This is a genomic window from Comamonas faecalis (assembly GCF_039538025.1).
GTDB lineage: Bacteria > Pseudomonadota > Gammaproteobacteria > Burkholderiales > Burkholderiaceae_C > Comamonas_C > Comamonas_C faecalis.
The window spans coordinates 1-13022 of sequence record NZ_BAABBP010000036.1 but is presented as its reverse complement, the minus strand read 5'-3'; the positions used below and the strand labels follow the sequence as shown (position 1 = coordinate 13022).

Sequence of the window (13022 nt, the reverse complement as noted above, 5' to 3'; positions counted from 1 at the left end):
GGCAGAGAGAGGATTCAGCCGGGCGTGCCGGCCTTGGGTACGTACAGGTCGTCGGACCAGGTGGCCAGCCACTGCGGCTTGAAGGCCACGAAGATGGCGCACAGCATGCCGGTGAGCACTGCGTCGCCCCAGGCCATCAGCCAGCGCGCGACCAGCGACAGCGCGTCGCCCACGCCCGGCAGCGGGTGGCCCATCGCCTGCCACAGGCTGCCCGAGGCGAACAGGCACAGCGCGGTGCCCAGAAAGCAGCGCCCCAGCACATAGACGAACATGCGCGCGCCGCCAAAGCCGTGGCGGCCCATCAGGCGGCGCACCAGCGCGCCCAGCAGCATGGCAAGCGTTGCCGGAATCAGCCCCTGCCAGACGGCCAGCGCCACCGCGTCGCCCCAGCCAAGGCTGGGTGACAGCAGCGCGGCCAGCAGGCCGACGGCCAGCAGCGTGGGCACGGCCAGCGGCCAGCCCAGCGTCAAGAGCACCAGGCAGGCGCCCGACCACTGCAGCTGCAGCGGCATGTGGTGCAGCGTGGGAAGCGCCCAGGCCCAGGGCAGGATGACCAGCGTGGCCAGCAACGGCGTCCACAGCGGCGATGGCGCGCCGTGGCGCTCGTGCACCAGGGGCCGGGCGCTTGCCAGCATGCGCCAGGGCCGCATGGCCAGCGCGGCGGCCAGCGCCAGCAGGGCCAGGAGGGGTTCGAGCGGCATGGCGAGGAGGGTTCTTTCAGGCAGTGGCCGGCGCCGTGGCGGCGCTGGGGACGGGCGTTGGCGCACCCAGGCTGCGCAGCAGGTCGCGCACCATCTGGGCGCGCTCGCGCGGCTCGGGCAGCGCGCGCTCGATGCGCAGCTTCTCGTTGCCGGCCAGCTTGATGTGGCGGTTCTTTTGGATCAGACGAATGATGGCCATCGGGTCGATCGGCGGCTGGGGCTTGAAGGTGATCGTGGTCACGCCGGGCGCCGCGTCGACCTTGGTCACGCCATAGGGCTCGCACAGCACGCGCAGGCGGTGCACGTCGATCAGCGTCTGCGCCTGCGCCGGCAGCTTGCCGAAGCGGTCGACGATCTCTTCGAGCAGCGCGTCGATCTGCTCGGGCGTGCGCGCCGTCGCCAGCTTCTTGTAGAACGACAGGCGCAGGTGCACGTCGCCGCAGTAGTCGTCTGGCAGCAGCGCCGGGGCGTGCAGGTTGATGTCGGTGGCCGCTTGCAACGGCGCGAGCAGGTCGGGCTCGTGCCCGGCCTTGAGGCTGCGCACCGCCTCGGCCAGCATCTCGTTGTAGAGCTGAAAGCCGACCTCGATCATGTTGCCCGACTGGCTCTCGCCCAGCACCTCGCCGGCGCCGCGGATCTCCAGGTCGTGCATTGCAAGGTAGAAGCCGCTGCCCAGCTCTTCCATCTGCTGGATGGCTTCGAGCCGCTGGCCGGCCTGCTTGGTCAGGCTCTGCAGGTCGGGCACCATCAGGTAGGCATAGGCCTGGTGGTGGCTGCGGCCCACGCGGCCGCGCAGCTGGTGCAGTTGGGCCAGGCCGAACTTGTCGGCGCGGCTGATCAGGATGGTGTTGGCCGTCGGCACGTCGATGCCGGTCTCGATGATGGTCGAGCACAGCAGGATGTTGTGGCGCTGGGCGACGAAGTCGCGCATGACGCGTTCCAGCTCGCGCTCGGGCATCTGGCCGTGGGCCACGGCAATGCGTGCCTCGGGCAGGATGTTCTGCAGCGCTTCGCGCCGCTGCTCGATGGTCGCGACCTCGTTGTGCAGAAAGTAGCACTGGCCGCCGCGCTTCAATTCACGCAGCACCGCCTCGCGGATCACGCCGTTGTTCTCGCTGCGCACAAAGGTCTTGATCGACAGGCGCCGCTGCGGCGCGGTGGCGATCACCGACAGGTCGCGCAGCCCCTCCAGCGCCATGCCCATGGTGCGCGGGATCGGCGTGGCGGTGAGCGTGAGCACGTCGACCTCGGCGCGCATCGCCTTCATCGCCTCCTTGTGGCGCACGCCGAAGCGGTGCTCCTCGTCGATGATGAGCAGGCCCAGGTTCTTGAACTGCGTGGATTGGCTCAAGAGCTTGTGCGTGCCGACGACGATGTCCACCGTGCCGTCGGCAATGCCCTTGATCGCCGCGGTGATCTCCTTGCCCGAGCGAAAGCGCGAGACTTCGGCCACCCTGACAGGCCATTTGGCGAAGCGGTCGACGATGGTGCGGTAGTGCTGCTCGGCCAGCAGCGTGGTGGGCGCCAGCAGCGCCACCTGCTTGCCGCCGGTCACCGCGATGAAGGCGGCGCGCAGCGCCACCTCGGTCTTGCCAAAGCCCACGTCGCCGCAGACCAGTCTGTCCATTGGGCGCGGGCTGATCATGTCGTGGATGACGGCGTGGATGGCCGCGTTCTGGTCGGCGGTCTCCTCGAAGCCGAAATCGTTGGCAAAGGTCTCGTAGTCCTGCGGCGAGTAGCGAAAGGCAAAGCCCTGGCGCGCGGCGCGTCGCGCGTAGATGTTGAGCAGCTCGGCGGCTGCGTCGCGCACCTGCTCGGCGGCCTTGCGCCTGGCCTTTTCCCACTGGCCGCTGCCCAGCTTGTGCAGCGGCGCCTCGTCGGGGCTCACGCCGCTGTAGCGGCTGATCAGCTGCAGCTGGCTCACCGGCACGTACAGCACGGCGGCGCCGGCGTATTCCAGGTGCAGGAATTCTTGCGCCGCCGGGCTGCCGTCGGGGTTGGTCTGGCCCATGTCCATCGTCACCAGCCCGCGGTAGCGGCCAATGCCGTGCTGGGCGTGCACCACCGGGTCGCCCACCTTGAGCTCGGACAGATCCTTGATCAGCGCCTCGACGTCGCTGGCCTGCTCCTGCTTCTTGCGCCGACGCGCACCGCTGCCGGCGGCAAACAGCTCGGTCTCGGTGACCAGGTCCAGCTCCGCCTCCTGCCAGGCAAAGCCCTGGGCGAGGGCCGCGGTGGCAATGCCGATGCGCTCGGCGGGCGTGTCCAGAAACTCCTGCAGGCTGTCAAACGCCGGCGGGTTGATGCCGCTGGCACGCAGAAAATCGAGCAGGCTGGCCTGGCGGCCGGCGCTCTCGGCCAGCAGCAGTACGCGGTGGGGCGCGGTGTCGATGTGCGCCTGCAGCCGGGTGAGCGGGTTCTCTGCGCCGCGCTGCGCGGTCAGGTCGGGCAGGGGCTGGAACAGCGCGCTGTCCTGCACGTCGGACACGCCCGTGCGCAGCGCAAGCTGCGCCAGCGGCCTGGCCTGGCCGTAGAACTGCTCGGCGCTCAGGAACAGCGTCTCGGGCGCCAGCGCCGGCTGATCCGGATCGCCCTGCAGCAGGCGCCAGCGCTCGCGCGTGTCCTGCCAGAAGCGGCTGAACGCCGCCTCCAGGTCGCCGTGCAGCACCAGCGTGGTGTCGCCCCCCAGGTAGTCGAAGACGGTGGCGGTTTCCTCGAAGAACAGCGGCAGGTAGTACTCGATGCCGGCGGTGGCCACGCCGTTGCCCATGTCCTTGTAGATGCGGCTCCTGGTGGGATCGCCCTCCAGCAGCTCGCGCCAGCGGTGGCGAAAGCGCGCGCGCGCGTCCTCGTCCATCGGGAATTCGCGTCCGGGCAGCAGGTTGACCTCGGGCACCGGGTAGAGGCTGCGCTGGCTGTCGGGGTCGAAGGTGCGGATCGAGTCGATCTCGTCGTCGAACAGGTCTACGCGCAGCGGCTGCGCCGAGCCCATCGGGAACAGGTCGATCAGGCCGCCGCGCACCGCGTACTCGCCGTGGCCGACCACCTGCGAGACATGCTGGTAGCCCGCCATCGTCAACTGCTGGCGCAGCCGCGCCTCGTCCAGGCGCTGGCCGGCCTTGAAGTGGAAGGTGTAGGCCGCCAGAAAGGCGGGCGGCGCCAGCCGGTACAGCGCGGTGGTGGCCGGCACCAGCACCACGTCGGCGCCCGCGTCCTTGTCGCGCTGCGAGATGCGCCACAGCGTGGACAGGCGCTCGCTGATCAGATCCTGGTGCGGCGAGAAATTGTCATACGGCAGCGTCTCCCAGTCGGGAAACAGCGCGCAGCGCAGCTCAGGGGCAAAAAAGGCCAGCTCGTCGATCAGGCGGCGCGCGTCGGCCGCGTCGGCGCAGACGATGGCCGTGGTGCGGCCGACGCCGGCCTGCTGGCGGCCCAGGCGCGAGAGCAGCAGCGCATCGCCGCTGCCCGTGGGCTGCGGCAATGCAAAACGTTTTCCGGGGGAGAGTCGAGGCAGATCCATGCGCAAAAAAAACGGCCGGGCGGCAAGCCCGGCGTATTCAAAGAGCGGCCAATGTCCTCAATTGCAGTACCTGGCCGCCCAGCCCGGGATGGGCAAAGAAGGGTGATTCTAAAATCTCCCGCCATGAGCGACCTGCAACCTCCGCATTCCCCTGATGGCGCCGCGCCTGCCACGGCTGCGCAGCCGCGCTTCTGGGGGCTGGTGCCGTGCGCCGGCATGGGCACGCGGGCGCTGGCGCCCGGCGCGCAGGCGGGCCTGCCCAAGCAATACCAGGTGCTGGTGGGCTGGCCGCTGGTGCTGCACACGCTGGCGGCGTTCTCGGGCGTGGTGCGGCTGGAGAAGACGCTGGTGGCCGTCGCGCCCGACGACGACTTCTTCGACCGCTACCCGCGCGCCCATCTGCACTGGTTCGTCGCGCGCTGCGGCGGCGCCACACGCGCCCTGACCGTGCTGGGCGGCCTGCAGGTGCTGCGCGAGAGCGGCGCGCGCGACACCGACTGGGTGCTGGTACACGACGCGGCGCGCTGCCTGGTGACGACGGCCGACATCGACGCGCTGATCGACGCCTGCCAGCACGACGGCGTGGGCGGCCTGCTGGCGCACAAGCTGGCCGACACGCTCAAGACCGCCAGCGACGGGCCGGGCGGCGTGCGCGTGGCAGCCACGGTGGACCGCAGCGACAAATGGCTGGCGCAGACGCCGCAGATGTTCCGCCTGGGCATGCTGCGCCAGGCGCTGGCCCAGCGCGGCGCGGGTGCAACCGACGAGGCCAGCGCCATGGAGGCAGTGGGTCTGCGCCCGCGGCTGGTGGCCTGCGGCGCGCACAACTTCAAGGTGACCTACCCGCAGGACTTTGCGCTGGCCGAGGCCGTGCTGCTGCAGCGCATGCAGCGCACCACGCTGGGGCGTTTTGGTGGAGAGCGCGGCGAGGCTGCCAAGGCCACGCCGCGCACGGTGTATTTCTCGCGGCCGGCGCCGCAGCCGCCGCAACGTTGATGCAGGAAAGACAGAGCATGGATTTGAGGATTGGCGAAGGCTGGGACGTGCACGCACTGGTGCCGGGGCGGCGCCTGGTGATTGGCGGCGTGCACATACCGCACGCGCAGGGGCTGCTGGGCCATTCGGACGCCGACGTGCTGCTGCACGCGATCACCGACGCGCTGCTGGGCGCTGCGGCGCTGGGCGACATCGGCCGGCACTTTCCCGACACCGACGTGCGCTTTCATGGCGCCGACTCGGGCGTGCTGCTGACCGAGGCTGCGCGGCGCGTGCGCGAGGCGGGCTTCGTCGTCGGCAACGTCGACAGCACGGTGGTCGCTCAGGCGCCGCGCCTGGCTGCGCACATTCCGGCCATGCGCACCCGCATCACACAGCTGCTGGCGCTGCACGAGGGCCAGGTCAACGTCAAGGCCAAGACGGCCGAGCGCCTGGGGCCGGTGGGCCAGTGCCTGGCGATCGAGGCGCGCGCGGTGGTGTTGCTGCAGCGCGTTGCGGGCTGACGACGGTGCGCAGAAGCGCGTCTCATTCCATTTTTAAATCAAACGGTTACTTTGTCGGCTTCGCTTGCCGTGCTACAGCACTGTCTGCGCTGCGCCTTCGCGTACCCGATTGATTGAAAAATGGAGTCAGAGCGGACGGCGCGTGACCGTGCCCTTGGGCGGCAGGTGGCGCTTGACCTGCGGGCGCTGCAGGCGCTGCTGCAAGTCCTGGCCCATGGGCTGGTCTTCGGCGCGGCGCAGCTGCACATGGGCCATCAGCCCGCCCGAGGCGGCATTGGCCAGCGCAAAAATGCCGCCCATGCGCTGCACCGTCTTGTCGACGATGGACAGGCCCAGGCCCGCGCCGGCGGCGGCGGTGCGCGCCGAGTCGCTGCGGAAAAAAGGCTTGGTCAGGTTGGCCAGCTGCTCGGCCGGCGCGCCCGGGCCGTAGTCGCGCACGCGCATCACCACCCACTGCTCGCGCGCCTTGGCGCCGATGTCCACGCGGGTGATGCCGGTCTCCCTGTCCTTGCCGTAGCGGCGCGCGTTCTCCAGCAGGTTGGAGATGACGCGCGCCAGCTCCACCTCGTCGGCCATCACGTTGAGGTCTTCGGGGATGTTCATCTCGATCTGCAGCTCGCGGTGGTCCTGCACCGCGAAGACGCAGGACGACACCACCGCGCTCAGGTTGACCGGGGTCAGCTCGGTCAGGCTGTCGGGACGGGCGTAGTCGAGGAATTTGTCGATGGTCGCGTCCAGCTGCACGATGTCGGCGACCATGTGCTCGCGCGCGACTTCGTCGCCCACGCTCATCTCGGTCTCCAGGCGCAGGCGCGCCAGCGGCGTCCTCAGGTCGTGCGAGATGCCGGCCAGCATGACCGCGCGATCCTGCTCCAGCTTGGCGAGTTTTTGCGCCATGCGGTTGAAGCCGATGTTGACCTCGCGGATCTCGCTGGTGGCGACCTGCTCGTCGAGCGCGTTGACCATGAAGTTGCCGTCGCGCACCAGGTTGGCCGCCTCCGACAGCTGCTTGAGCGGCTGGTTGATCAGCCGCGCAATGATGGCCGCGCCCGCCAGCGACAGCACGCCGGCGGTGATCAGCCAGATCAGCCAGGTGCGCCCGCTGGCCGCCGACAGGCGCGAGTGATCCATGCGCAGCCAGTTGGGGTCGCCCTCGATGGTGAAACCGACCCACAGTCCTTCCTGGCCGTTGACGCTGGAGGCGACGATGGTGTCCGGGCCCAGGCGCTCGGTCAGCTCCTGCGTCAGGCGAAAGCCCATGATCGAGGAGGGCAGGGGCTCGAAGCGGTCGGTCGGCTCGCGCGGCAGGATGCGCAGGCCTTCCTGGTCGGCCATGGTCTTGATCAGCGAGACGCGGGCGATCGCGTCCGAATGCACCAGTGCCGCGCGGCTCAGGTTGACCAGCGACGCCACCTGCTGCGCCGCCTGCAGCGTGCGCGGCTGCAGCTCCAGCACGCTCATGGTCTGCAGCCACGCCAGGATGGAGCTGACCAGCAGCAGCGCCAGCAGCACGAAGGTGCGCCAGAACAGGCTCAACCCCAGGCGCTGGTGCAGGCTTTCCTGCGTGGACTCCAGCGCAGCGGGGATGGTCAGGTCTTCGCGGTCGGCCATGGTGGGGCAGTCGGGGGCTGTGAAAGAAGCGCCAATGGTAAGGCGCCGGATCCGCCTGCGCGCGGGCCCTGTGCCGTGGGCCTGGGCTGGCGTTTCAGCGGTGCGGATCCGTTTGGGGCAGGGCCGCGGGTCAGTTGGCGCCGTCGGGTACGAAGCAGTAGCCCACGCCCCAGACGGTCTGGATGTAGCGCGGAGCGGTGGCGTCTTCCTCGATGAGTTTGCGCAGGCGCGAGACCTGCACGTCCAGGCTGCGGTCGAAGGGCTCGAACTCGCGTCCGCGTGCCAGCAGCGCCAGCTTTTCGCGCGACAGCGGCTGGCGCGGGTGGCGCACCAGGGCCTTGAGCATCGCGAATTCGCCGGTGGTCAGCGGCAGCTCCTCGCCGTTCTTCTGCAGCACGCGCGTGCCCAGGTCGAAGCTGAATGGGCCGAAGCCGACCACCTCGTTGTCGCCCGAGGGCGCGCCCGGCGCCTCTTGCGGTGGGCGGCGGCGCAGCACAGCGTGGATGCGCGCCAGCAGTTCGCGCGGGTTGAAGGGCTTGCCCAGGTAGTCGTCGGCGCCCACTTCCAGGCCGACGATGCGATCCACGTCTTCGCCCTTGGCGGTCAGCATGATGATGGGCGTGCGGTCGTTGGTCGCGCGCAGGCGCCGGCAGATCGACAGGCCGTCCTCGCCCGGCATCATCAGGTCGAGCACGATCAGGTCGACCTGGTCGCGCAGCAGGATGCGGTTGAGCGCCTTGCCGTCCTCGGCAATCATCACCTCGAAGCCTTCCTGCGTCAGGTAGCGGCGCAGCAGGTCGCGGATGCGGGCGTCGTCGTCGACAACCAGGATCTTGTCGGGGCGGGTGGTAGTGCTGGGAGGGCTGGTGGTCATGGTGTTCTCGGAAGGCCAATTTGTAACAGCGCCGATTCTGACCAATTGGCGCCGCGGATTGCCGGTTTCGCGGGTAATCCTGACCAAGTGTTACAGGTGTTGCCCTCTCCAGCAGCTGCTGCAGAGCGTAAAAAAGCATAAAAGCCCGTAAATGCGGGCTTTTGTACACATGCGTGGTGTTCAGTTGGGCGTGTCTTTACTGGGCCACCCAGCCGCCGTCCATGTTCCAGGCAACACCGCGCACGTTGCCCGCCGCCGGCGAGCAGAAGAACACGGCCAGCGCGGCCAGCTCCTCGGGCGTGGTGAAGTGCATCGACGGCTCTTTCTCGCCCAGCAGCGCCTTTTTGGCCTCATCATTGGAGATGCCCAACTGCTCGGCCTTGGCGTCGACCTGTTTTTGCACCAGCGGCGTGAGCACCCAGCCCGGGCAGATGGCGTTGCAGGTCACGCCGGTGGGTGCTGTCTCCAGCGCGGTGACCTTGGTCAGGCCGACGATGCCGTGCTTGGCCGCCACGTAGGCCGACTTTTGCGCTGAGCCGACCAGGCCGTGCACCGAGGCGATGTTGATGATGCGCCCCCAGTTGTTGGCCAGCATGGCCGGCAGCGCCAGGCGCGTGGTGTGGAAGGCGCTGGTGAGGTTGATCGCGATGATCGCGTCCCAGCGCTCGGGCGGGAACTCGTGCACGCTGGCCACGTGCTGGATGCCGGCGTTGTTGACCAGGATGTCGACGCCGCCGAACTGGCTGGCCGTGTACTTCATCATGTTCTCGATCTCGGCGGCGCGGCTCATGTCGGCGCCGTGGTAGGCCACCTTCGCGCCGTGGGCCTGGCCCGCGGCCAGCACCTGGGCGCGCGGACCGTCCGCGTCGCCAAAGCCGTTGAGCACGATGTTGGCGCCCTGCGCCGCCAGGGCCGTGGCCATGCCCAGGCCGATTCCGCTGGTCGATCCGGTCACGAGGGCTGTCTTGCCTTTGAGCATCAATAAATCTCCTGTGGGTGGTGGGTGTGCCCGGGCATTATCAAACGATGCAAGAACATAATGACTGCATGATCGAACCTAGGCTGAACTACGTACCTTGCCCCGGCGCGGCGGCCGCCGGCAGCGACGCACCTGGCCACCGCATGGCCTATTGGGAATGGAATGCCACAGGGCAACCGGCGCATCCGCACGTCATCGTCTGCGTGCACGGGCTGTCGCGCCAGGGGCGCGACTTCGACCAGTTGGCGCGCGCGCTGTGCGGCCAGGCGCGCGTGGTCTGTCCCGACGTCGTCGGGCGTGGCAGGAGCGACTGGCTGGCCGACCCCCAGGGCTACCAGGTGCCGCTGTATGCGGCCGACATGCTGGCGCTGCTGGCGCAGCTGCATGCGCAAGGCCCCATCGGCACGCTGGACTGGGTGGGCACCAGCATGGGCGGGCTGATCGGCATGGTGCTGGCCGGCACGCCCGACGCGCCGCTGCCGGTGCCGCTGCACCGCCTGGTGCTCAACGACGTGGGGCCGACGATCGAGTGGAAGGCGCTGGAGCGCATCGGCCAGTACCTGGGTGCGCCCGCGCACTTCGACACCGTGGAGCAGGGCGCCGACGCGCTGTGGGCCAGTTCCAGCACCTTTGGCCCGCACACGCGCGAGCAGTGGCTGGCGCTGTCGCGCCCCATGCTCAAGCCCGCGCCGCAGGGCGGCTGGACGCTGCACTACGACCCGGCCATTGCCGTGCCCTATGCCGCGATGACCGAGCAGGGCGCGCGCGAGGGCGAGCAGCTGCTGTGGAAGATGTACCAGGCCATCACCGCGCAGGTACTGGTGCTGCATGGCGCGCAGTCGGATCTTTTGACCGCGCAGACCGTGCAGCGGATGCTGAACGCCGGCCCGCAGGCGCAGGTGGCGACGTTTGACGGCGTGGGCCACGCACCGACGCTGGTGGCCGACGACCAGGTGCGCGCCGTGCAGCGTTTTTTGCTGGGCGCGCAGGCAGCGGGGGGGCAATGAAGAGCAGCACGACGGCTGAGACGGCGCAGCAGCCCGCGGTGCGCGGCGAGGCCGTGCCCCAGGTGATTGCCGCGACCGTGGAGCACGACGGCGACCTGGAGCATGTGATCGAGCGTGCGCGTGACTTTGCCAAGCCGTTTCTGGCCAGCAGCGAGCTGGAAAGCGGCGAGAACGCGCTGGCCCACGCCGACGCGGTCGTCGGCATCCTGCACGGCCTGGGTAGCTCCGAGACCATGCAGGCGGCGGTCTACCTGGTCTATGCCTGCCCGCACCTGAATCGGCCCGAGGAGGTCATCACCAAGGCCTTCAGCAAGCACTTCGCGCTGCTGGCCGTCGAGACCAACAAGCTGATGCGCGTGCAGCGCCAGGCGCGCGACGCGCAGGTGGGCCAGGCGCTGCCCCAGGACGACCTGGCCGTGCAGACCGAGAACGTGCGCAAGATGCTGCTGGCCTTCTCGCGCGACCTGCGCGTTGTCATGCTGCGCCTGGCGTCGCGCCTGCAGACGCTGCGCTACTACGCGGCCAGCAAAAAGCCGGTGTCGCCGGCGCTGGCGCGCGAGTCGATGCAGGTCTTCGCGCCGCTGGCTAACCGCCTGGGCATCTGGCAGATCAAGTGGGAGATGGAGGATCTGGCGTTCCGCTTTCTGGAGCCCGAGACCTACCGCCAGGTCGCGCGCCTGCTCGACGAGAAGCGCGCCGAGCGCGAGCATTACATGCTGCAGCTGCGCCGGCACCTGGAAATGGAGCTGCGCGCCAACAGCATCAGCGCCACGGTGAGCGGGCGGCCCAAGCACATCTACAGCATCGTCAAGAAAATGCGCGGCAAGTCGCTGCCGTTCGACCAGGTGTTCGACATCCGCGCGCTGCGCGTGATCGTGCCCAACGTCAAGGACTGCTACGCCGCGCTGAGCTGGGTGCACAGCCACTTCGAGCACATCGACGCCGAGTTCGACGACTACATCGCCCGCCCCAAGCCCAACGGCTACCAGTCGCTGCACACCGTGGTGCGCGACGAGGCCGGGCGCGCCATCGAGATCCAGATTCGCACCCAGGCCATGCACGACCACGCCGAAAGTGGCGTGGCCGCGCATTGGGCCTACAAGGAGGCGGGCACCAAGGGCTATGCCGGCGTGACTGCCGCCAGCGACTACGACGCAAAAATCGCCGTGCTGCGCCAACTGCTGGCCTGGGAGCGCGACCTGGCCGGCAGCGCCAGCCGCAACAACCTGTTCGAGGATCGCATCTACGTGCTCACGCCCGACGCCGCGGTCATCGAGCTGCCTCAGGGCGCGACGCCACTCGACTTTGCCTACGCGGTGCACACCAGCGTCGGCCACCGCTGCCGCGGCGCGCGCGTCGACGGTGCCATGGTGCCGCTGAATACGCCGCTGAAGAATGGCCAGACCGTGGAAATCAGCACGGTCAAGGAGGGGCGCCCGTCGCGCGACTGGCTCAACTCCGAACTGGGCTACCTGACCAGCAACCGTGCCAAGTCCAAGGTGCGCGCCTGGTTCAACGCACAGGCCACGGAGGCGACCGTGGCGCGCGGGCGCGAACTGGTCGAAAAGCTGCTGCAGCGCGAAGGCAAGACCGCCATCAAGCACGACGACCTGGCCGCGCAGCTGGGGTTGAAAAGCGCCGACGCACTGTTTGAACTGGTGGGAAAGGACGAGCTGTCGCTGCGCGCCATCGAGGCGCTGCTGCGCCCGGCAAGCGAAGCGGCGGCGCACGAGGACGAGCCGCAGGTGCCGGTGCGCAAGGCGCGCTCGGGCGACGGCGGGCCGCGCGGTGGCGTGCTCGTCGTCGGCGTGGACTCGCTGATGACGCAGCTGGCCAAATGCTGCAAGCCCGCGCCGCCCGACGAGATCTGCGGCTTCGTCACCCGCGGCAAGGGCGTGAGCGTGCACCGCGCCGACTGCAGCAACTTCCGCGAGATGGCCGCGCGCAACGCCGAGCGCGTCATCGACGTGCAATGGGGCCGCCCGCGCGGCAAGGAGGGTGCGGTCTACCCGATGGACGTGTCGGTCGAGGCCACCGACCGCCAGGGCCTGCTGCGTGACATCTCCGAGGTCTTTGCGCGCGAGAAGACCAACGTGATCGGCGTGCAGACCCAGTCCGTCAAGGGCATGGCGTGGATGGTCTTCACCGTCGAGGTCAGCGACTCCACCCGCCTGAACAAGGTCCTGGGCCAGGTCGCCGCGGTCAAGGGCGTGCGCTCGGCGCGGCGCAGATAAAAAACTGCAACCATTTCTGGAAGCCCGTTTTTTACTGCTAGAATCTCGCTTTCTCGAACGAACACAGGCGCGTAGCTCAGCTGGTTAGAGCACCACCTTGACATGGTGGGGGTCGTTGGTTCGAATCCAATCGCGCCTACCAATGAAATCAAGCACCTGGCAGAAATGCCAGGTGCTTTTTCTTTGGCTCACTGCAATTACTCACGCATTCTTGCGTCCATCAATTGTTGCTCGACTCCGGCGCTATCCATTTCGGATGGCGCCAAAGAGTCAACGCAACCCTCCAGGCCATCAACCTGCGCCGCCTGGCGCTCCATCAGCATCACCATCGCACATTGACGGCGGCTGTCTGGCTGGTTCAGGACGTTTCGCAGCCTCGGCATCCGATTCATACTCGGTGCGAGTGCAGAGGCGCGCCGTGCGTGAAAGACAAGCACTGGCGGCTCAAGGTCGGCCAGTGAACGGCATCGGCATTAGGGAAATCCTGCAAAACCTCCCCGCCTGTCTGGTAGCTGTCAGCCACCGCTGGCATTCTCCTCATCCATGAAGCAAACCAGCCTCGCCCTGAACCTGAGCACGCGCAAGACGCGCAAGCAA

The 13022-nt window shown here is 68.5% G+C and carries 9 protein-coding genes and 1 tRNA gene; 5 read left to right on the top strand and 5 right to left on the bottom strand.

The genetic code is table 11. From position 1 onward, the window contains the following. Positions 1-14: 14 nt before the first annotated feature. Positions 15-701, bottom strand: coding sequence for a hypothetical protein (locus tag ABD767_RS15215; protein ID WP_103046288.1), 687 nt, complete (start codon positions 699-701; stop codon positions 15-17). A gap of 16 nt (positions 702-717) precedes the next feature. Next, complete coding sequence (gene mfd / locus ABD767_RS15210; protein WP_103046289.1) at positions 718-4221, bottom strand: transcription-repair coupling factor; 3504 nt, start codon at positions 4219-4221, stop codon at positions 718-720. A gap of 123 nt (positions 4222-4344) precedes the next feature. Between mfd and ispD the strand changes: the two genes are divergently transcribed. Both ispD and ispF read left to right on the top strand, forming a co-directional pair. Continuing rightward, entirely contained in the window at positions 4345-5217 is an 873-nt protein-coding gene (gene ispD / locus ABD767_RS15205) for a 2-C-methyl-D-erythritol 4-phosphate cytidylyltransferase (RefSeq protein ID WP_103046290.1), read from the top strand. 17 nt (positions 5218-5234) lie between these two features. Continuing rightward, complete coding sequence (ispF, locus tag ABD767_RS15200) at positions 5235-5720, top strand: 2-C-methyl-D-erythritol 2,4-cyclodiphosphate synthase (RefSeq protein ID WP_103046291.1); 486 nt, start codon at positions 5235-5237, stop codon at positions 5718-5720. Positions 5721-5846: 126 nt separating this feature from the next. Here ispF and ABD767_RS15195 read toward each other — a convergent pair whose 3' ends face one another. From ABD767_RS15195 to ABD767_RS15185, 3 genes are all read right to left on the bottom strand, one after another. Beyond that, positions 5847-7331, bottom strand: coding sequence for an ATP-binding protein (locus tag ABD767_RS15195; protein ID WP_103046495.1), 1485 nt, complete (start codon positions 7329-7331; stop codon positions 5847-5849). A 130-nt stretch (positions 7332-7461) separates the two neighbouring features. After that, on the bottom strand, positions 7462-8205 hold the full coding sequence (gene ompR / locus ABD767_RS15190; protein WP_103046496.1) for an osmolarity response regulator transcription factor OmpR: 744 nt from the start codon (positions 8203-8205) through the stop codon (positions 7462-7464). Between the two features lie 196 nt (positions 8206-8401). Beyond that, entirely contained in the window at positions 8402-9184 is a 783-nt protein-coding gene (locus tag ABD767_RS15185; protein ID WP_344869890.1) for a 3-hydroxybutyrate dehydrogenase, read from the bottom strand. Between the two features lie 68 nt (positions 9185-9252). On the opposite strand from ABD767_RS15185, the gene ABD767_RS15180 reads away from it, so the two are divergent. The 3 genes from ABD767_RS15180 to ABD767_RS15170 all read left to right on the top strand — a co-directional run bounded on the left by ABD767_RS15180 (position 9253) and on the right by ABD767_RS15170 (position 12567). Beyond that, positions 9253-10191 (top strand): alpha/beta fold hydrolase, encoded by a 939-nt coding sequence (locus tag ABD767_RS15180; protein ID WP_344869889.1) that lies wholly within the window; start codon positions 9253-9255, stop codon positions 10189-10191. Next, the gene (locus tag ABD767_RS15175) at positions 10188-12425 is read left to right on the top strand and encodes a RelA/SpoT family protein (protein WP_344869888.1); all 2238 of its coding nucleotides are present in this window, start codon (positions 10188-10190) and stop codon (positions 12423-12425) included. Before ABD767_RS15180 ends, ABD767_RS15175 begins: the two co-directional genes overlap by 4 nt. Positions 12426-12490: 65 nt before the next feature. Then, positions 12491-12567 (top strand) — tRNA-Val (locus ABD767_RS15170). Positions 12568-13022: the final 455 nt, after the last annotated feature.

Excerpts from the sequence above, each read along its gene's own strand:
- ispF (WP_103046291.1), top strand. The coding sequence starts at position 5,235 with ATGGATTTGAGGATTGGCGAAGGCTGGGACGTGCACGCACTGGTGCCG.
- ABD767_RS15215 (WP_103046288.1), bottom strand. The coding sequence starts at position 701 with ATGCCGCTCGAACCCCTCCTGGCCCTGCTGGCGCTGGCCGCCGCGCTG.
- ispD (WP_103046290.1), top strand. The coding sequence starts at position 4,345 with ATGAGCGACCTGCAACCTCCGCATTCCCCTGATGGCGCCGCGCCTGCC.
- ABD767_RS15175 (WP_344869888.1), top strand. The coding sequence starts at position 10,188 with ATGAAGAGCAGCACGACGGCTGAGACGGCGCAGCAGCCCGCGGTGCGC.
- ABD767_RS15195 (WP_103046495.1), bottom strand. The coding sequence starts at position 7,331 with ATGGCCGACCGCGAAGACCTGACCATCCCCGCTGCGCTGGAGTCCACG.
- ABD767_RS15180 (WP_344869889.1), top strand. The coding sequence starts at position 9,253 with ATGATCGAACCTAGGCTGAACTACGTACCTTGCCCCGGCGCGGCGGCC.
- mfd (WP_103046289.1), bottom strand. The coding sequence starts at position 4,221 with ATGGATCTGCCTCGACTCTCCCCCGGAAAACGTTTTGCATTGCCGCAG.
- ABD767_RS15185 (WP_344869890.1), bottom strand. The coding sequence starts at position 9,184 with ATGCTCAAAGGCAAGACAGCCCTCGTGACCGGATCGACCAGCGGAATC.
- ompR (WP_103046496.1), bottom strand. The coding sequence starts at position 8,205 with ATGACCACCAGCCCTCCCAGCACTACCACCCGCCCCGACAAGATCCTG.